Below are 17,965 nucleotides of genomic sequence, written 5' to 3'. Positions count from 1 at the left end.
AACGAGGAGGATCCATGTCTGAGACCACCAACAGCGTCAGTCGGTCGAGGAAGCTCGGCCCCGAGGAGCGTGCCGCCGCGATCGCCTCGATGCGCGAGCGCGAGGTCGACGTGCTCGTCATCGGCGGCGGCATCGTCGGCACCGGGGCGGCGCTCGACGCCGTCACGCGCGGCCTTCGTGTGGGCCTCATCGAGGCCCGCGACTTCGCCTCGGGCACCTCGAGCCGCTCGTCGAAGCTCATCCACGGCGGCATCCGCTACCTCGAGCAGCTCAACTTCGGGCTCGTGCGCGAGGCGCTCATCGAGCGCGGCCTGCTGCTGCAGCGCATCGCGCCGCACCTGGCGAAGCCCGTGCGGTTCCTCTACCCGCTCGAGACGCCGCTCATCGAGCGCGCCTACATCGGCGCAGGCATGGCGCTCTACGACGTCTTCAGCTACACGGGCTTCATGAAGCCGGGCGTGCCGCTGCACCGCCACCTGACGAAGAAGCAGGTGCTCAAGAAGATCCCCTCGCTCGACCCGAACGCCTTCGTCGGCGGGCTCACCTACTACGACGCCCAGGTCGACGACGCGCGCTACGTCGCCGAGCTCGCGCGCACCGCATCCTTCTACGGCGCGCACGTCGCGAGCCGGGTGCGCGCCGAGGGCTTCCTCAAGGTGGGGGAGCGCGTCGTCGGCGTGCAGGCGCACGACTACGAGACGGGCGAGCAGTTCGAGATCCGCGCGAAGCAGGTCGTCAACGCGACCGGCGTGTGGACGGGCGAGACGCAGGCGATGGTCGGCGAGCGCGGCGAGTTCAAGGTGCGCGCGTCGAAGGGCGTGCACCTCGTCGTGCCGCGCGACCGCTTCCACTCCGAGATGGGGCTGCTGCTGCGCACGGCGAAGAGCGTGCTGTTCGTCATCCCGTGGGGTCGGCACTGGATCATCGGCACGACCGACACCGACTGGAACCTCGACAAGGCGCACCCGGCGGCGACCGCGGCCGACATCGACTACATCCTCGACAACGTCAACAAGGTGCTCGCGACGAAGCTCACGCGCGCCGACGTCGAGGGCGTCTACGCGGGCCTGCGCCCGCTGCTCGCGGCCGGCGGCGACGGCACCTCGACCGCGAACATCTCGCGCGAGCACCACGTCTCGCACACCGTGCCGGGCCTCGTGCTCATCGCGGGCGGCAAGTGGACGACCTACCGCGTGATGGCGAAGGACGCGATCGACGAGGCCGTGAGCGCGATGGACGGCAAGGTGCCGGAGTCGTGCACCGACCAGATCCCGCTGCTCGGCGCGACCGGCTACCGCGCCGCGTGGAACAAGCGCGCGAAGATCGCGCGCGCCTTCGGCGTCCACAAGCACCGCGTCGAGCACCTGCTGAACCGCTACGGGGTGCTGACCGACGAGATCCTCGACATGATCCGCAAGGACCCGTCGCTGCTCGAGCCGCTCCCCGGCGCCGACGACTACATCGGTGCGGAGGTGCGCTACGCGTGCACGCACGAGGGCGCGCTGCACCTCGACGACGTGCTTGCCCGCCGCACCCGCATCTCGATCGAGTCGTGGGACCGCGGCGTCGCGGCGGCCCCCGTGGCCGCGCGGATCATGGCGGATGCGCTCGGCTGGGACGACGCGCGCGTCGAGAAGGAGATCAACACCTACAACAAGCGCGTCGCCGCGGAGATCGCGAGCCAGGAGCTGCCCGACGACGAGTCGGCCGACCGGGCGCGCACGGAGGCGCCCGAGATCGTGCCGCTCAGCGCGCTCCCGACCGCCGACACCGTCGGCACCCGCCCGCAGGAGGCGTCGCCCGCCGGTCGCGGGGCGGGTGCCCCGCCGGTCGTCGAGTAGCCGCCGGAGGGGGGGAGCGGCGGCTCAGCCAGCGGGCGCAGGCGCGCCGGTAGACTGGGCGCGCCGTGAGCACCCCTCTCCCCACCTTCTCCGACGTCGCGAAGCGACCGCGGTGGATCGGCGTGCTCGTGCTGTGCATCGTCGTCGCCGGCGTCTTCGCGCTGCTCGGCCAGTGGCAGATCGAGCGGGCCGTCGAGCAGGGGCAGGCCGACGAGCGCGACACCGAGACCGCGGTGCCGCTCGAGCAGGTCGCCGAGCCCGGCTCGACGCTCACGAGCGAGGCGGGCGGGCGCATGGTCGCCTTCTCGGGCACCTGGACCGACGACTTCGACACCCGCGTCGGCCGCGACCAGCACGGCGACCAGGGCAGCTGGGTCATCGGCCGCGTGCTCGTCGAGCAGCCGGCCGGCGGCACCGCGTCGCTCGCCGTCGCCCTCTCGTGGCTGCCCGACCCCGCCGCTGCCGAGGCGCTCGCCGCGTCGCTCGAGGCGGGGGAGACCGGCGAGCTCGTCGGCCGGCTCATGCCGCCGGAGGCGCCCACGATGGGCGACGTGCAGGGCGGCACGCGCGAGGCGATGAGCGTCGCCGAGCTCGTCAACGAGTGGGACGACTACGACGGCATGGTCTACGCGTCGTACGCGATCCTCGACGAGCCGTCGGCAGCCGCATCCGACGCCCTCGTCGAGGGCGCCGAGCCGATCGTCTCGGTGCGCCCCGAGGTCGACGCGCAGCTCAACTGGCTCAACGTCTTCTACGCGATCGAGTGGATCGCGTTCATGCTCTTCGCCTTCTACCTCTGGTACCGGCTCGTGAAGGATGCGCTCGAGCGCGAGATCGAGGACATCGAGGATGCAGAGGCTGCGGCCGCCGAAGCCGCCGAGCCCCGCCGATAGGCTGGTAGCCGTGCCCCGCCCCATCGAACAGCTGCCGCAGATCCGCTCCGCCATCCGCTTCTACCGCGTGATGTCGTGGGTGACGGGCATGTTCCTGCTGCTGCTCGTCGCCGAGATGGTGCTGAAGTACTCGCCCACCCACGTCGAGGTCTTCGCCGGCGGCTCGGGCGGCCTGCTCTCGCTGCAGCGCGTCGTGCCCGGCGACGGCTGCCAGTGGTACTCGCTCTTCGTGCCCGGCGGCATGGGCTGCGAGATCACCTCGCTCGGCGACGGCTTCAACATCTCGCTCGCGATCCTCATCGTGCACGGCTGGATCTACGTCGTCTACCTGCTCGCGTGCTTCCGCCTCTGGAGCCTGCTGCGCTGGCCCTTCAAGCGCCTGCTCGCGATGGCCGCCGGCGGCGTCGTGCCCTTCCTCTCCTTCTTCGTCGAGCGCCGCATGCACGACGTCGCGGTCGCCGACGTGACCCGCCTCGAGGCCGAGCGGGCCGCGAGGGACGCCGCCGCTCCCGCCCCTGCAACCACTCCGGAGGCTTGATGTCCGACACCGCTCAGCGGCCCGTGCTCGTGATCGACTTCGGCGCCCAGTACGCGCAGCTCATCGCGCGCCGCGTGCGCGAGGCCGACGTCTACAGCGAGATCGTGCCCTCGACGATCAGCGCCGAGGAGGTGCGCGCGAAGGACCCCGCCGCCATCGTGCTCTCCGGCGGCCCCTCGAGCGTCTACGAGGAGGGCGCCCCGCGCCTCGACGAGGAGATCCTCGAGCTCGGGGTGCCGACCTTCGGCATCTGCTACGGCTTCCAGGTGATGGCCGCACAGCTCGGCGGCAAGGTCGCCAAGACCGGCAACCGCGAGTACGGCTCGACGAGCGTGCGCGTCGACGGCGGCGGCACGCTCCTGCACGGCCAGCCCGACGCGCAGACGGTGTGGATGAGCCACGGCGACTCGGTCGCGGAGGCGCCCGAGGGCTTCACGGTCCTCGCGTCGACCGCCGACACCCCGGTCGCCGCCTTCGAGCACCGCGAGCGGAAGATGGCCGGCGTGCAGTGGCACCCGGAGGTCAAGCACTCCGAGCACGGTCAGCGCGTGCTCTCGTCGTTCCTGCACGAGATCGCGGGCCTGCCGGGCGACTGGCAGACCGGCAACGTCATCGACGAGCAGGTCGCGCGCATCCGCGAGCAGGTCGGCTCCGACAAGGTGCTGTGCGCGCTCTCGGGCGGCGTCGACTCGGCCGTCGCCGCGGCGCTCGTGCACGAGGCGGTCGGCGACCAGCTCGTGTGCGTCTTCGTCGACCACGGCCTGCTGCGGCAGGACGAGCGGCGCCAGGTCGAGGAGGACTACGTCGCCTCGACGGGCGTGCGGCTCGTGACGGTGGATGCGCGCGAGCGGTTCCTCTCGGCGCTCAAGGGCGTCACCGACCCGGAGCAGAAGCGCAAGATCATCGGCCGCGAGTTCATCCGCGTCTTCGAGCAGGCCGAGCGCGACCTCGCCGCCGAGGCCGCGAGCGAGGGCGAGCCCATCCGCTGGCTCGTGCAGGGCACGCTCTACCCCGACGTCGTCGAGTCTGGCGGCGGCACGGGCGCGGCCAACATCAAGAGCCACCACAACGTCGGCGGCCTGCCCGACGACCTGCAGTTCCAGCTCATCGAGCCGCTGCGCGCGCTGTTCAAGGACGAGGTGCGGGCGATCGGCCGCGAGCTCGGCCTGCCGGAGGCGATCGTCGGCCGCCAGCCCTTCCCCGGGCCCGGCCTCGGCATCCGCATCATCGGCGAGGTCACGCAGGAGCGCCTCGACACGCTCCGCAAGGCCGATGCGATCGCGCGCGCCGAGCTCACCGCCGCAGGGCTCGACCAGGAGATCTGGCAGTGCCCCGTCGTGCTGCTCGCCGACGTGCGCTCGGTGGGCGTGCAGGGCGACGGCCGCACTTACGGCCACCCGATCGTGCTGCGCCCCGTCTCCTCCGAGGACGCGATGACCGCCGACTGGACGCGACTGCCGTACGACGTGCTCGCGCGCATCTCGAACCGGATCACGAACGAGGTGCCAGAGGTCAACCGGGTCGTGCTCGACGTGACGTCGAAGCCGCCGGGGACGATCGAATGGGAGTAGAGCTGGTGTGAGCGCGTCGTGCACGCCGCTCCTCAGCTCAGACAATGAAGCGGTCCGGACGCCCCGATGGGGCGCCCGGACCGCTTCATAACTCGCACCCCGCGGCGTGCACGACGCGCTCGCGGGTGGAGGTAGGCAGCCGGGGAGCGGGTGCTGGGCGCGGCTCGGTGCTGGGGAGGAGGATGAGCGCATGGTGCAGCCGAGGGGGCGGGACGTGGCGGCCCGGGTCGTCGCGCTCTGGACGCTCGCGATCGGGTTCGGGGCGAGCGTGCTCGTCGGGCTCTCGCCCACCAGCTGGCTGCAGGCGCGGCTGCGCTACGCGTGCGCGTTCGAGGCGGAGGAGTGGGTGTGCGACGGCAACGCGGCCCTGCTCGCGGCCGGGGCGAGCAGCCTCGTGCTCTCGACGCTCGCGCTCGGAGGCATCGCCCTCATCGTCCGCGCCACGTGGGATCGCGTGCGGATGCGCGCCGAGCGGTTCGGCTGGATCGCGCTCATCGCCGTGCTGCCCACGCTCATCCTGTGCGCGGTGCTGCTGCTCGACGCGGCGACGCACGAGCCGGCCGACGTGGGCATCGACGACAGCCGCCTCGCGATGTGGATCGAGAGCGCGATGATCCCGGCGCTCGCGACGGCCGTCGCCGGCGTGCTCGCCGGCTCCGGGCTGCGGATGCGCGCCCGCGGCCGCCCGCGCCGGGTCGCGTTCGTCACGATCCTGCCGGCGTTCGCGCTGCTGCTCGTCGCCGCGGTCATCTCGTTCCTCGGCACGCTGCCGACCGGCATCGTCGCGGCGTCCGCGATCGGCGCGGGCTGGTACCTCGCGGCGGCGGCGTGGCCGGGTGCGCCGAAGCAGATCGTCGGCGATGTCGATCCAGGCCGTTCCCGTTCGACGTCCTGAGTGAGAGGGTCGAGACCGACCCACCGGAACGAGGAGTGGACCATGCAGTACATGCTCATCATGCGTGCGGACGACGAAGCGGTCGACGCGTACAAGGAGATCCCCTTCGAAGAGGTCATCGAGCGGATGGGGAAGTACAACGAGGCGATGATGGAGGCCGGCGTCATGATCGGCGGCGAGGGCCTGAGCGACGCGAGCGAGGGGTTCGTCGTCGACTTCAGCAGCGACCCGCCGCTCGTGACCGACGGGCCCTACGGCGAGACGAAGGAGCTCTTCAACGGCTTCTGGATGCTCGAGGTGTCGTCGAAGGAGGAGGCCGCCGAGTGGGCCAAGCGCTGCCCGCTCGGACCGGGCGCCAAGCTCGAGGTGCGCCGCGTCCAGGGGCCCGACGACTTCCCCGCCGACAACGAGTGGATCCAGAAGGAGGAGGGCTGGCGCGAGGAGCAGGCCGCGAAGCGCGCCGCGACCACGCCGGGCGGCAGCGCCGGTTGAGCGCCCCCGTCGACGACGAGCGCCGGGCGGTCGAGTCCGCTCGGCGCTCCGTCGCGGCCGTGTGGCGCATCGAGTCGGCGCGCATCGTCGCGACGCTCACGCGCTTCACGGGCGACTTCGCGCTCGCCGAGGACCTCGCGCAGGAGGCGCTCGCCGACGCGCTCGAGCAGTGGCCCGAGCGCGGGTCGCCCCGCAACGGCGCCGCGTGGCTCACCGCGGTGGCGAAGCGGAAGGCGATCGACCACTGGCGGCGCCGGGAGCGCTACGACGACCGGGTCGCCGCGATCGCGCACGACCTCGAGCGCGAGCAGGACGAGGCGGCGGATGCGCTGCCCTGGGATCCCGACGAGATCGACGACGATGTGCTCGGGCTCGTGTTCACCGCGTGCCACCCGGTGCTGAGCCCGGCCGCGCGCGTCGCCCTCACGCTCCGCGTCGTCGCGGGGCTCGAGACGAGTGAGATCGCCCGCGCCTTCCTCGTGCCGGTGTCGACCATCCAGCAGCGCATCGTGCGGGCGAAGCAGGCGCTCGGCGACGCGCGCGTGCCGTTCGAGGTGCCGGGCCGGGCGGAGCGCGCCGAGCGGCTCGGTGCCGTGCTGCAGACCGTCTACCTCCTCTTCACCGAGGGCCACGCGGCCACGGCGGGCGACGACTGGATGCGGCCAGGCCCCGCGCAGGAGGCGCTGCGGCTCGCGCGCACCCTCGTCGCGCTGCAGCCGGAGGAGCCGGAGGTGCACGGGCTGCTCGCGCTGCTCGAGCTCACCGCCGCGCGCTTCCCCGCGAGGGTCGACGCGAGCGGCGAGCCGGTCCTGCTGGCCGACCAGGATCGCGGGCTGTGGGATCGCGGCGCGATCCGGCGCGGCCGGTCGGCCCTCCGGCGCGCGGAGGGCTTCGGTCGGGGCCTCGGCCACTACGGCCTGCAGGCGGCGATCGCCGAGTGCCACGCGACCGCTGCCGACGTCGACTCGACCGACTGGCCGCGGATCGTCGACGCCTACGAGGCGCTCGAGCGGCTCGCACCGTCACCGGTCGTCGCGCTCAACCGCGCGGTCGCGGTGTCGATGGCCGAGGGGCCGGCGGCGGCGCTCGCGATCGTCGACGCGCTCGCGGGGGAGAAGGCGCTCACGATCGGGCACCTGCTGCCGTCGGTGCGCGGTGAGCTGCTCGCCCGCCTCGGTCGCGTCGACGAAGCGCGCGAGGCGTTCGCGCTCGCCGCCGACCGAGCGCAGAACGAGCGCGAGCGCGCCGTGCTGCTCGCCAAGGCTGCCGCGGGGCGCTGAGCCCCGCCGGTCACATCGACGGCAGCGCGAGGCAGAACTCGCGCACCGCAGCTGTGAACTCCGCGGGTCGCTCGAGGTTGCTGAGGTGACCGCAGCACCGCAGGACGACCAGCCGCGCGCCGGTGATCGCGCGCGCGAACTCGTCCGCGACGCGGAGCGGCGACCGCGCGTCGAGCGCGCCCCAGATGAGCAGCGTGGGCACCGCGATGCGGGGCAGCTCATCGCGGAGGTCGGCGTCGGCCATCGCGCGGAGCTGCTGGCGCAGCGTGGCCGGGCGGGCGGCGGCCGCCATCGCGCGCACGAGCCGGGCGGCCTCTCCCGGCGGATCGCCGGCGAAGAGCCCCGGTGGCAGCTCGAGCACGCCTGAATCGGCGGCATCGAGCTGCCGCGCGGCCGCCCCGACGCGCTCGCGGAGCTCGGCCGTCGGCAGCGAGCCGCGCCAGCCCGCGTACGTGTCGGCGCGGATGAGGGCTCGCACGAGGTCCGGATGCCTGCGGTGCAGCTCGAGCGCGATCGTGCCGCCCCACGAGATGCCGCCGACGATCGCCGGCTCGCCCGCGACCGCCTCGATGAGCGCGGCGAGGCGATCGGCGTAGTCGCCGAGACCGAAGCCCGCCGGCACGTCGGAGGAGCGGCCCTGCCCGGGCTCGTCCCACGCGACGACGGTGAAGTCGCTCGCGAGGCCCTCGAGCTGCGGGCTCCACGCGCGGCTGTCGTCGCCCGCGCCGTGCACGAGCACGAGCGGCGGTCCCTCGCCGACGCGCTCGAACGCGATGTCGACGGCCCCGGCGCCCAGCGTCTCCACCGCCGACACGCTACGCCGCGGGGAGCGCGGCCGACAGCCGCGCATATGGCCCCGACAGGGAGGGCTACTACCCTGGGTGGGTGACGACGACGAGTGCCGAGGCGACCCTGAGCGAGGAGCGGATCGAGCTGCTGCGCGCCGACTTCCCGATCCTCGCCGAGCAGCCGGGAGGCGTGCCGCTCGTCTACCTCGACTCCGGTGCGACGAGCCAGCAGCCGCGGCAGGTGCTCGAGGCCGAGTGGGCGTTCCGCACCCAGCGGAACGCCGCGGTGCACCGCGGCGCGCACACCCTCGCCGCGCTCGCGACCGACGACTACGAGCTCGCGCGCGAGCGCATCGCGCGCTTCGTGGGCGCGAAGCCGACCGAGATCTCCTGGGCGATGAACGCGACGGATGCGCTCAACACCGTCGCGCTCTCGCTCGCCGAGGCGAACCGGGCCGGCGCGACCGACCCGGCCCTCCGCATCCGCGAGGGAGACGAGATCCTCGTCACCGAGGCGGAGCACCACGCGAACCTGCTGCCGTGGCAGCGGCTCGCCGACGAGACCGGCGCGGCGCTGCGCTGGATCGAAGTGGACGACGACGGCGTCTGGACGCTCGAGGACGCGCTCGCCGCGATCACCGAGCGCACGCGGCTCGTCGCGCTCGCGCACGTCTCGAACGTCACGGGCCTCATCGCGCCCGTCGAGGCGATCGCCCGGGCCGCCCACGCGGTCGGCGCGCTCGTGGTGCTCGACGCATGCCAGTCGGTGCCGCACCGGCCCGTCGACCTCCACGCCCTCGGGGTCGACGCCGCGGCGTTCTCCAGCCACAAGATGCTCGGCCCCGGTGGCGTCGGCGTGCTCTACCTCGCGAGCGCGCTCGGCGCCGCGCTCCCGCCCGCCCGCGTGGGCGGCTCGATGATCACGACCGTGACGATGACCGAGCGCGACTACCTGCCCGCGCCGCAGCGCTTCGAGGCGGGCACGCAGCCGGTCGGCGCGATCGTCGGCCTCGCCGCCGCGGTCGACTACCTCGAGGCCGTCGGCATGCGCGCGATCGAGCGCCACGAGGTCGCGCTCGGCGAGCGGCTCGCCGCCGGCGCTGCCGCGATCGACGGCGTCCGCCTCGTCGGGCCACGACCGGGCAGCGAGCGCGCGGGCCTCGCGAGCGTCATCGTCGACGGCGTGCACGCGCACGACGTCGGCCAGGTGCTCGACGCCGCCGGCATCGCCGCGCGCGTCGGCCACCACTGCGCCCAGCCGCTCCACCGCCGCCTCGGCGTCGCGGCGACGACCCGCGCATCCACCTATTTCACGACGACCGCGGCCGAGGTCGATCGCTTCCTCGACGTGCTCTCGACCGTGCGCTCCTACTTCGGGGTCGGTCGATGAGCGCCGCCCCGCGCGACCCGCTCGCCGGGCTCTACCAGGAGCTCATCCTCGAGCACGCGAAGCGCCGCTCGGGGGAGGGCGTGCTCGAGCCCGCCGATGCCGAGCGGTTCCTGCGCAACCCCACGTGCGGCGACGAGATCCGCCTGCGCGTGCGGCTCGACGGGGAGACGGTGGATGCGGTCGGCTGGGAGGGGCAGGGATGCTCGATCTCGCAGGCCTCCGCCTCCGTGCTCGCGGAGGACGTGCCCGGGCTCACGGCTGCAGGCGCGCGATCGCGCATCGAGGCGCTCCGCGAGCTGCTGCGATCGCGCGGCTCGGTCGAGCCGGACGAGGCGCTGCTCGGCGACGCGGTCGCGTTCGCGGGCGTCGCGAGGTTCCCCATGCGGGTGAAGTGCGCGATGCTCGCGTGGGTCGCGCTCGAGGAGGCGCTCGACGAGCTCGACGCCCGCTGAGCGGGGCGTCACCGGGCGTCACGGGACCCGGCGCCGCATGTCGGCTGTGATGGGATGAGATGTCCCCCAAGGAGGTCTGACATGTCCAGCACCACGCCCGTCGGCGAGCGGATCGGCCGCGTCGCCGGCACCTGGTTCCCGCTCGTCGTGCTCGCCGCGGCGGCCGTCGCGATCGTCGTCCCGCAGGCGTTCCTGCCGATCGGGCCGTGGGTCAACACGCTGCTCGGCATCATCATGCTCGGCATGGGGCTCACGCTGAAGCCGGTCGACTTCACCGTCATCGCGAAGAAGCCCAAGGCCTTCGTCGTCGGCGTCGTCGCGCAGTACGTCATCATGCCGCTCGCGGCGATCGGCCTCGCGCTCGCGTTCCAGCTCCCGCCCGAGCTGCTCGTCGGCGTCGTGCTCGTCGGCTCCGCGCCCGGCGGCACCGCCTCGAACGTCATGGTCTACCTCGCGAAGGGCGACACCGCCCTCTCCGTCGCGATGACGACCGCGTCGACGCTGCTCGCGCCCGTGCTCACGCCGCTGCTCGTGCTGTGGCTCGCGGGCTCCTACCTGCCGGTCGACGCGTGGGGCCTGTTCCAGTCGATCATCTTCATCGTGCTGCTGCCCGTGATCGCGGGCGTGCTGCTGCGCATCCTGCTCCCGCGCGTCGTGCAGGCGATCCTGCCGTGGCTCCCGCTCGTCTCGGTCATCGGTATCACGCTCGTCGTGCTCGCCGTCGTCGCCGGCTCGGCCGCGACGATCCTGTCGGTCGGCCTGCTCGTCGCGCTCGTCGTCATCCTGCACAACGGCGTCGGCTACGGGCTCGGCTTCCTCGCCGCGAAGGCGGTCGGGCTCGACGAGAGCGCCCGCCGCGCCGTCGCGATCGAGGTCGGCATGCAGAACTCCGGCCTCGCCGCGGGCCTCGCGCGCACCCACTTCTCGCCCGAGTCGGCGCTGCCCGCCGCGATCTTCTCGGTCTGGCACAACGTCTCGGGCTCGCTGCTCGCGTCGTTCTGGTCGCGCCGCCCGCCGAAGGACGCCGCCCGCCTCGCGGCGGCGGAGGACCAGCCCGTCGCGAGCTGACCGGAGCGGATGCGCCCCGTCACCCCTCGTGGGCGGCGGGGCGTACGCTTCCCAGCACCGACCGAGAGGGGCTGCGATGGCGCTGCGCTGGTATTCGAACGTGATCGAGTCGACCGACCCCAGGAGGCTCGGCGCCTGGTGGCGCGAGGCGCTCGACTGGGAGATCATCCACGACACCGACGACGAGGTGGTCGTCATCCCGAAGCAGGCCCAGGAGATCGCCGCGAAGCTGACCTTCCACCAGTTCCCGCCGGGGCTCGTCTTCGTGCGCGTCGACCACGAGAAGGCGACGAAGAACCGCCTGCACATGGATCTCGCCCCGCACTCGAGCGATGACCGCGAGGCCGAGATCGCGCGGCTCGAGGCGCTCGGCGCGAGGCGCATCGACGTGGGCCAGGGGCCAGACGTGTCGTGGACCGTGCTCGCCGACATCGACGGCAACGAGTTCTGCGTGCTCTCGAGCCGCGAGATGTGAGGATCGCCGCGGGGCGCCGTGCATCGCGCCCCGCGGCGATCGAGCGGGTCAGCGGTAGACCATGCCGCCGTCGATGAGCGGGGTCTGCCCGGTCATGTAGTCGGAGTCCGGCCCGGCGAGGTAGGAGACGAAGCGCGCGACGTCCTCCGGGGTGGATGCGCGACCGAGCGTGATGCCCTCGACGTACTTCTTGTAGGTCGCGCCGATCTCGGCGCCGGTGAGCTCGGCGAAGCCGCGGTCGATCTCCTCCCACATGCCGGTGCCGACGATCCCGGGGGAGTAGCCGTTGACGGTGATGCCGAGCGTCGCGAGCTCCTGGGCTGCGGCCTGCACGAGCGCGCGCACGGCGAACTTGCTCGACGAGTACAGGCCGAGCATCGGGAACGACTCGTGCGCTGCGATCGAGGTCGCCGCGATGATCTTGCCCCCGTGCCCGAGCTCCTCGAGCTTGGCGGCAGCCACCTGGATGCCGAACAGCACGCCCTTGACGTTGATGCTGAAGACGCGATCGAAGTCGTCCTCGGTGATCCCGCGCACCGGCGTGATCGGCCCCGCGATCCCCGCGTTGTTCACCATGATGTCGAAGCCGCCGAGCTCGTCGACGGCGCGGTCCACTGCCGCCTCGAGCGCCGACTTGTCGGAGACATCGCCGCCGATGGTGATCGCGCGGCGGCCGGCGCCCTCGACGAGCGCCTTCGTCTCGCCGAGCGAGTCCTCCCGCAGATCGAGGAGCGCGACATCCGCCCCGTCGTGCGCCAGCCGCACCGCGATCGCCTGACCGATGCCCTGTGCCGCTCCCGTGACGAAGGCGACCTTCCCGTCGATGGCCATGCTGTTCCTCCCGTTCGTTGCGTCAGTGTCCTCCGACGCTACGGCGGTGCCGCCGCTCGCGCATTGCGGCGATTGCCAGGCTTGCCCGCACCGCAGCACGACGAAGGCCCCGGCGGTTGCCGGGGCCTTCGTCGTGGAGCGCTGCCGCGCTAGTTGTTGCTGCGCAGGATCGCGAGGATGCGCAGGATCTCGACGTAGAGCCAGATGATCGTCATGACGAGGCCGAACGCCGCCGACCAGCCGTACTTCTTGTGCACGCCGCGCTTGACGCCGAGCTCGATGCCCTCGAAGTCCATCACGAGCGAGTAGGCGCCGAGGAGCACCGCGAGGCCGCCGAGCAGCACGCCGAGCGGGATGCCGAAGATCTCCTGCGAGCGAAGGCCCCACGGATCCTGGTTGACGCCCGTGAGCATGAGCACGAAGTTCACGAGCGAGAAGACGCCGTAGCCGATGATCGCGATGAAGAAGATCTTGTTCATCTTCGGCGAGGTCCGGAAGAACCGGAAGGCGTAGCCGGCGAGGGTCACGCCGAACACGCACGCGGTCGCGAGCAGCGCCTGGAAGATCACGCCCGGCAGGTTCATGCCGAACTCGACCGTCGCCGAGAAGCCGCCGAGGAAGAGGCCCTGCGCCGCGGCGTAGGCGAGCACGAGCGCGGGGCTCGGCTCCTTCTTGAAGATGTTGACCAGCGCGAGCACGAAGCCGGCGATGGCGCCGCCCCACGTGAGCGCGTAGAAGAGCGGCGTCGGCCCGGTCAGGAAGAGCATGCCGAGCGTGACGACGAAGCCGAGCGCCGTGACGCCGAGCGTCAGCGCCGTCTTGGTGATGACGCCGTCGTAGGTGAGGCGCTCGGTCTCGAGCGCGCCGGCCGACGGGGCGTTGAACTGCTGGTTCAGCTGGTCGGCCGACGGCATCGGCTGCTGGCCGTACGGCGTGCCGTACTGCTGCTGCTGGCCGTAGGGCGCGCCGCCGAACTGCTGCTGCCCGTAGGGCGCCTGGCCGTAGGGCGCCTGGCCGTAGGGGGCCTGGCCGTAGGGGGCCGGGCCACCGGGGATGGCCTGGGCCGCGCGCTGCGAGTTCTCGGTGAACGCGGGCGAGTTGCTGAACGCCGGGTTGCCTGCCAAGGGTGGTGCTCCTGTCGAAGTCAATGCGGCCGCCTCTCGGGGCGGTCGCGCTCAGCGTAGCGAAGCGAGCCAGCATTTCGCTGTGCCTGCGGCCCCGTTCGCCCGAGGCGGAGCGCGCATAGCCTGGGGCGATGCGGCCCACCACGCTCATCGCCCACCGCGGCGCCTCCGGCTGGGCGCCCGAGCACACCGAGACCGCGATCCGACTCGCCGCCGCGCTCGGCGCCGACGCCGTCGAGCCCGACCTCGTCGCGACGCGCGACGGCGTGCTCGTCGTGCGGCACGACAACGAGCTGGGCGAGACGACCGACGTCGCGGCGCGCGGCGAGTTCGCCGACCGTCGGCGCTCGCAGGCGATCGACGGCGTCGAGCTCGAGGGCTGGTTCGTCGAGGACTTCACGTGGGCTGAGGTCGCGACGCTCCGCGCTCGCGAGCGGCTGCCGCACCTGCGCCCGCTGGGCGCGCGGCGCGACGGGCACGACCGCGTGCTGCGGTTCGAGGAGCTGCTCGAGATCGCCGACGAGACCGGCCTCGGCGTCGTCGCCGAGCTCAAGCACGCGACCCACCACGCCTCGCTCGGCCTGCCGCTCGACGAGCTCGTGGCGGATGCGGTGCGCGGCACCCGCTGGCAGGCGCCGGGCGCGCTCGTGGTCGAGTCCTTCGAGGAGAGCGTGCTGCACGCGGTGCGGGAGCGGGGCGTGGAGGCCCGGCTCGTCTACCTCATGGAGCACGACGGCACCGCCGCCGACCTCGTGGCCGGCGGCGAAGCATCCGCTCCCACCTACGCCGAGCAGCGCGAGGACGCGGCGCTCGCGGCGCTCGCGAGCCGCGTCGACGCGATCAGCGTCGCGAAGTCGGTGCTCTTCGAGCGCGACGGGGAGCGGCTCGGCACGAGCGACCTCGTCGAGCGGGCGCGCGCGGTCGGGCTCGGCACGATCGCCTGGACGCTGCGGCCCGAGAACGCGTTCCTCGAGCCCGAGCACCGGCTCGGCGAGCACGACGCGGCGTGGGGCGACTGGACGACCGAGTGGGGGATGCTCGCGGCGCTCGGGCTCGAGGCTGTCTTCGTCGACCACCCGGACCTCTGGCGCCGCGTCACCGCGCGGGACGCTCCGGCGGCTCCTCGCTCGGCTTGCCCTCCACCGGCAGCACGCTGACCATGCCGTTGGGCTCGAGCCACGCCCGCTTGACCTGCGAGATGTCGGTGAGTCCGTGCAGCCGCAGCTGCGACTCGACCTCGTCGCGGCTCATGAACTCGCGCCGCAGCGCGCGGCGGTTGAGCCGGCCGTCCTCGATGAGCGGCTTCGGCCGTGCCTTGAGCAGGCGCCCGAGCGCCGGCCAGCGGTAGCCCAGCGCGTCGAGCGCGACGCTCCAGAAGAGGATCGTGCCGACGAGCACGAGGCTGTCGCCGATCGAGCCCGCCTCGCCCCGCATGCCCGCGCCGGCGGCATCCGCGACGAGCACGACGATGAGGATGTCGGTGATGCCGAGGCCGCCGGCCTCGCGCTGGCCGACGACGCGCAGCAGCACCGTGAGCGCGAGGAACATCACCGAGCCGCGAGCGACGATCTCGAGCACCGGCACCGTCAGGCCGAAGACCTCTCCCCAGTCCGGCATCGTGCATCCCTCCCCGTGATCGTGCGGTCACCCTAGCCACGGCGCGTGCGCGCGTGCCGAGAGGCCGGCCGTCCACGAGGGATGCGTCACGACCGTCGGCCGTGTCACCCCCGGCTCGTAGACTGGAGAGGACATGACGGATCTGTGGGGCCTGGGGGACGAGGGCTTCGGGGAAGTGCAGCGGCCGACGCCCCTCGGACCGCGCGGCGAGGCGATCCCCGAGGAGCTGCTCGAGGGCCTCAACCCGCCGCAGCGCGAGGCGGTCGAGCACCGAGGGCCCGCGCTGCTCATCGTCGCGGGCGCCGGCTCGGGCAAGACGCGCGTGCTCACGCACCGCGTCGCCGGCCTGCTCGCGACCCGCGAGGCGTGGCCGAGCCAGATCCTCGCGATCACCTTCACGAACAAGGCCGCCGCCGAGATGCGCGAGCGCGTCGAGCGCCTCATCGGCGAGGAGTCGCGCGGCATGTGGATCTCGACGTTCCACTCCGCGTGCGTGCGCATCCTGCGCCGCGAGGCCGAGGAGTTCGGCTTCAAGCAGTCGTTCACGATCTACGACTCGGGCGACGTGCGCGCGCTCGTGAAGCGGCTCATCAAGGAGCGCGGCGCCGACATCCAGGGGCTCACGCCCGGCGGCGTCGCCGCCCGCATCTCGAAGGCGAAGAACGAGCTGCACGACGTCGACTCCTGGGCGCGCACCGCCAACCTCGAGAACCCGCTCGACGCGGCCTTCCTCGAGCTCTGGCGCGCCTACGACGCCGAGCTGCGGCGCGCGAACGCGTTCGACTTCGACGACCTCATCTCGCAGACCGTCTTCCTGCTGCGGGCGTTCCCGCACGTCGCCGCGCAGTACCGCAAGCGCTTCCGGCACATCCTCGTCGACGAGTACCAGGACACGAACGCGGCGCAGTACGCGCTCATCCGCGAGCTCACGCAGCCCGTGACGCGCGCCGACCTGCCCGACCTCCGCGCCGACCTGCCCGGCGCATCCCTCACGGTCGTGGGTGACTCGGATCAGTCGATCTACGCCTTCCGGGGCGCCGACATCCGCAACATCACCGACTTCGAGCGCGACTTCGCCGGCGCGCGCGTCATCATGCTCGAGCAGAACTACCGCTCGACGCAGAACATCCTCTCGGCTGCGAACGCCGTGATCGGCAACAACTTCGACCGGCGCGAGAAGCGGCTGTGGACCGACTCGGGCGACGGCGAGAAGATCGTCGGCTTCACCGGCTACTCGGGCCACGACGAGGCGCAGTTCGTCGCCGACGAGATCGTCGAGCTCACCTCCGGCGGCATGGCCTACAGCGACATCGCCGTCTTCTACCGCACGAACGCGCAGACGCGAGCGCTCGAAGAGGTGCTCATCCGCACCGCGATCCCGTACCGGGTGATCGGCGGCACGAAGTTCTACGAGCGGGCCGAGATCAAGGACGCGATGGCGTACCTCATCACGGTCGCGAACCCTGCCGACTCCCTGAGCCTGCGCCGCATCATGAACGTGCCCAAGCGCGGCATCGGCCCGGCGACCGAGGCGGCGCTGCAGGCCTTCGCCGACGAGCGGCAGATCACGCTGCGGGATGCGATGCGTCGCGTCGACGAGATCGCCCTCGGCCCCAAGGTCGCCGCGGCGATCAAGGACCTCGCGGCGCTGCTCGACGAGTGGAGCGACCGGCCCGAGGCGGACCCGGGCGAGGTGCTGCGCGAGCTCATGAGCCGGTCGGGCTACACCGACCAGCTGCGCCGCTCGCCCGACCCGCAGGACGCCGCGCGGCTCGAGAACGTCGAGGAGCTCATCGCGGTCACGCGCGAGTTCCGGCGGCAGAACCCCACGGGCAACCTCGTCGACTTCCTCACCGAGACGGCCCTCGTCGCGGCCGCCGACGAGCTCGACGACTCGGGCGGGCAGGTCTCGCTCATGACGCTGCACACCGCGAAGGGGCTCGAGTTCGACGCGGTGTTCATCACGGGCGTCGAGGAGGACCTGCTGCCGCACCGCATCTCGGCGAACGAGCCGGGCGGGCCCGCCGAGGAGCGGCGGCTGTTCTACGTCGGCATCACCCGCGCGCGCCAGCGCCTGCACCTCTCGCTCGCGATGACGCGCGCGCAGTTCGGCGAGGTGAACCCCGCCGTGCCGAGCCGCTTCCTCGAGGAGATCCCGGCCGACCTCATCGACTGGCGCACCGCGCCGGTGACGGTGCGGCAGGCGTCGTCGCAGCGCGCGGTCGGCCGCTGGCGCGACGAGCCGCGCGAGTCGTTCGTGACGGGCTACCGGGAGCCGAAGGCGCTGCCGAAGGGCCCGAAGCGCGAGTTCGCCAACACGATCACCGAGGTGCGCGACAACAGCGGCATGGAGCTCGCGCCCGGCGACCGCATCCGCCACAAGGACTTCGGCGAGGGCCGCGTGCAGGCCATCATGGGCGCCGACAAGAAGCGCGTCGCCGAGGTGCTCTTCGACGCCGCCGGCCGCAAGCGGCTGCTCGTGAAGATCGCCCCGATCGAGAAGATCGGCTGACCGCCGCTCCGCGCGATCGAGCTACAGCGACTGCGTTACGAGCAGCACCATCGCGACGAGCGTGAGCGCCGCGCCGCCGACGATGATCGGCCGGAAGCGGCGCGCCATCGTGCGCGGCGGCCGGTCGTCGTCGAAGCGCTCGAAGTAGGGGTCGAGCTCCGGCGGCACCCGGTCCTGCTCGCGGCTCTGCTCCTGCAT

Annotated in this window: 18 protein-coding genes; 13 read left to right on the top strand and 5 right to left on the bottom strand. The window is 72.6% G+C overall.

Annotated features, from left to right (window positions below; all coding sequences use genetic code 11):
• Positions 1-14 precede the first annotated feature (14 nt).
• From JQT67_RS05700 to JQT67_RS05670, 7 genes are all read left to right on the top strand, one after another.
• Complete coding sequence (locus JQT67_RS05700; protein WP_021010822.1) at positions 15-1,841, top strand: glycerol-3-phosphate dehydrogenase/oxidase; 1,827 nt, start codon at positions 15-17, stop codon at positions 1,839-1,841.
• Positions 1,842-1,906: 65 nt separating this feature from the next.
• Positions 1,907-2,734, top strand: coding sequence for an SURF1 family cytochrome oxidase biogenesis protein (locus JQT67_RS05695; protein ID WP_208063875.1), 828 nt, complete (start codon positions 1,907-1,909; stop codon positions 2,732-2,734).
• A 10-nt stretch (positions 2,735-2,744) separates the two neighbouring features.
• Positions 2,745-3,272, top strand: a complete 528-nt coding sequence (locus tag JQT67_RS05690) for a DUF3817 domain-containing protein (protein WP_307864233.1) — start codon at positions 2,745-2,747, stop codon at positions 3,270-3,272.
• A complete protein-coding gene (guaA, locus tag JQT67_RS05685) occupies positions 3,272-4,843 on the top strand; it encodes a glutamine-hydrolyzing GMP synthase (RefSeq protein WP_208063873.1) in 1,572 nt (523 codons plus the stop codon). The genes JQT67_RS05690 and guaA overlap by 1 nt, the downstream gene beginning before the upstream one ends.
• A gap of 190 nt (positions 4,844-5,033) precedes the next feature.
• Positions 5,034-5,738, top strand: a complete 705-nt coding sequence (locus tag JQT67_RS05680; protein ID WP_208063872.1) for a hypothetical protein — start codon at positions 5,034-5,036, stop codon at positions 5,736-5,738.
• A 42-nt stretch (positions 5,739-5,780) separates the two neighbouring features.
• On the top strand, positions 5,781-6,230 hold the full coding sequence (locus JQT67_RS05675) for a YciI family protein (protein WP_021010817.1): 450 nt from the start codon (positions 5,781-5,783) through the stop codon (positions 6,228-6,230).
• Positions 6,227-7,510: an RNA polymerase sigma factor gene (locus JQT67_RS05670; RefSeq protein ID WP_208063871.1), complete on the top strand. Its 1,284-nt coding sequence runs from the start codon at positions 6,227-6,229 to the stop codon at positions 7,508-7,510. The genes JQT67_RS05675 and JQT67_RS05670 overlap by 4 nt, the downstream gene beginning before the upstream one ends.
• 10 nt (positions 7,511-7,520) lie before the next feature.
• Here JQT67_RS05670 and JQT67_RS05665 read toward each other — a convergent pair whose 3' ends face one another.
• The gene (locus JQT67_RS05665) at positions 7,521-8,315 is read right to left on the bottom strand and encodes an alpha/beta fold hydrolase (protein WP_208063870.1); all 795 of its coding nucleotides are present in this window, start codon (positions 8,313-8,315) and stop codon (positions 7,521-7,523) included.
• Positions 8,316-8,395: 80 nt separating this feature from the next.
• On the opposite strand from JQT67_RS05665, the gene JQT67_RS05660 reads away from it, so the two are divergent.
• The 4 genes from JQT67_RS05660 to JQT67_RS05645 all read left to right on the top strand — a co-directional run bounded on the left by JQT67_RS05660 (position 8,396) and on the right by JQT67_RS05645 (position 11,683).
• Positions 8,396-9,688 carry a SufS family cysteine desulfurase gene (locus tag JQT67_RS05660; protein WP_307864232.1) on the top strand — a complete coding sequence of 431 codons (1,293 nt, stop codon included), beginning with the start codon at positions 8,396-8,398 and terminating at the stop codon, positions 9,686-9,688.
• Positions 9,685-10,140 carry a Fe-S cluster assembly sulfur transfer protein SufU gene (gene sufU / locus JQT67_RS05655; protein WP_208063869.1) on the top strand — a complete coding sequence of 152 codons (456 nt, stop codon included), beginning with the start codon at positions 9,685-9,687 and terminating at the stop codon, positions 10,138-10,140. Before JQT67_RS05660 ends, sufU begins: the two co-directional genes overlap by 4 nt.
• A gap of 81 nt (positions 10,141-10,221) precedes the next feature.
• A complete protein-coding gene (locus JQT67_RS05650) occupies positions 10,222-11,208 on the top strand; it encodes a bile acid:sodium symporter family protein (RefSeq protein ID WP_208063868.1) in 987 nt (328 codons plus the stop codon).
• A 76-nt stretch (positions 11,209-11,284) separates the two neighbouring features.
• Entirely contained in the window at positions 11,285-11,683 is a 399-nt protein-coding gene (locus JQT67_RS05645; protein WP_208063867.1) for a VOC family protein, read from the top strand.
• Between the two features lie 48 nt (positions 11,684-11,731).
• Here the strand turns inward: JQT67_RS05645 and JQT67_RS05640 are convergent, their stop codons facing one another.
• A complete protein-coding gene (locus JQT67_RS05640) occupies positions 11,732-12,514 on the bottom strand; it encodes an acetoin reductase (protein WP_208063866.1) in 783 nt (260 codons plus the stop codon).
• 149 nt (positions 12,515-12,663) lie between these two features.
• The gene (locus tag JQT67_RS05635; protein ID WP_208063865.1) at positions 12,664-13,638 is read right to left on the bottom strand and encodes a Bax inhibitor-1/YccA family protein; all 975 of its coding nucleotides are present in this window, start codon (positions 13,636-13,638) and stop codon (positions 12,664-12,666) included.
• A gap of 131 nt (positions 13,639-13,769) precedes the next feature.
• Here JQT67_RS05635 and JQT67_RS05630 point away from each other — a divergent pair, with 131 nt between their 5' ends.
• The gene (locus tag JQT67_RS05630) at positions 13,770-14,795 is read left to right on the top strand and encodes a glycerophosphodiester phosphodiesterase family protein (RefSeq protein ID WP_208063864.1); all 1,026 of its coding nucleotides are present in this window, start codon (positions 13,770-13,772) and stop codon (positions 14,793-14,795) included.
• Here JQT67_RS05630 and JQT67_RS05625 read toward each other — a convergent pair.
• Entirely contained in the window at positions 14,734-15,255 is a 522-nt protein-coding gene (locus JQT67_RS05625; RefSeq protein ID WP_208063863.1) for a DUF421 domain-containing protein, read from the bottom strand. The genes JQT67_RS05630 and JQT67_RS05625 overlap by 62 nt on opposite strands.
• Before the next feature lie 133 nt (positions 15,256-15,388).
• On the opposite strand from JQT67_RS05625, the gene JQT67_RS05620 reads away from it, so the two are divergent.
• Positions 15,389-17,767 carry an ATP-dependent helicase gene (locus JQT67_RS05620; protein ID WP_208063862.1) on the top strand — a complete coding sequence of 793 codons (2,379 nt, stop codon included), beginning with the start codon at positions 15,389-15,391 and terminating at the stop codon, positions 17,765-17,767.
• 21 nt (positions 17,768-17,788) lie between these two features.
• On the opposite strand, the gene JQT67_RS05615 is transcribed toward JQT67_RS05620, so the two are convergent.
• Positions 17,789-17,965: a hypothetical protein gene (locus tag JQT67_RS05615; protein ID WP_021010806.1), complete on the bottom strand. Its 177-nt coding sequence runs from the start codon at positions 17,963-17,965 to the stop codon at positions 17,789-17,791.

The organism is Agrococcus sp. TF02-05, from assembly GCF_017565345.1.
Classification (GTDB): Bacteria; Actinomycetota; Actinomycetes; order Actinomycetales; family Microbacteriaceae; genus Agrococcus; species Agrococcus pavilionensis.
Note: the sequence above shows the minus strand (reverse complement) of the source record. Positions and strands in the feature narration are given on the sequence as shown.

Coding starts and splice junctions, on each gene's coding strand:
- guaA (WP_208063873.1), top strand. CDS start 3,272: ATGTCCGACACCGCTCAGCGGCCCGTGCTCGTGATCGACTTCGGCGCC.
- JQT67_RS05700 (WP_021010822.1), top strand. CDS start 15: ATGTCTGAGACCACCAACAGCGTCAGTCGGTCGAGGAAGCTCGGCCCC.
- JQT67_RS05650 (WP_208063868.1), top strand. CDS start 10,222: ATGTCCAGCACCACGCCCGTCGGCGAGCGGATCGGCCGCGTCGCCGGC.
- JQT67_RS05675 (WP_021010817.1), top strand. CDS start 5,781: ATGCAGTACATGCTCATCATGCGTGCGGACGACGAAGCGGTCGACGCG.
- JQT67_RS05620 (WP_208063862.1), top strand. CDS start 15,389: ATGACGGATCTGTGGGGCCTGGGGGACGAGGGCTTCGGGGAAGTGCAG.
- JQT67_RS05625 (WP_208063863.1), bottom strand. CDS start 15,255: ATGCCGGACTGGGGAGAGGTCTTCGGCCTGACGGTGCCGGTGCTCGAG.
- JQT67_RS05615 (WP_021010806.1), bottom strand. CDS start 17,965: ATGCAGGAGCAGAGCCGCGAGCAGGACCGGGTGCCGCCGGAGCTCGAC.
- JQT67_RS05645 (WP_208063867.1), top strand. CDS start 11,285: ATGGCGCTGCGCTGGTATTCGAACGTGATCGAGTCGACCGACCCCAGG.
- JQT67_RS05640 (WP_208063866.1), bottom strand. CDS start 12,514: ATGGCCATCGACGGGAAGGTCGCCTTCGTCACGGGAGCGGCACAGGGC.
- JQT67_RS05630 (WP_208063864.1), top strand. CDS start 13,770: ATGCGGCCCACCACGCTCATCGCCCACCGCGGCGCCTCCGGCTGGGCG.
- JQT67_RS05680 (WP_208063872.1), top strand. CDS start 5,034: ATGGTGCAGCCGAGGGGGCGGGACGTGGCGGCCCGGGTCGTCGCGCTC.
- sufU (WP_208063869.1), top strand. CDS start 9,685: ATGAGCGCCGCCCCGCGCGACCCGCTCGCCGGGCTCTACCAGGAGCTC.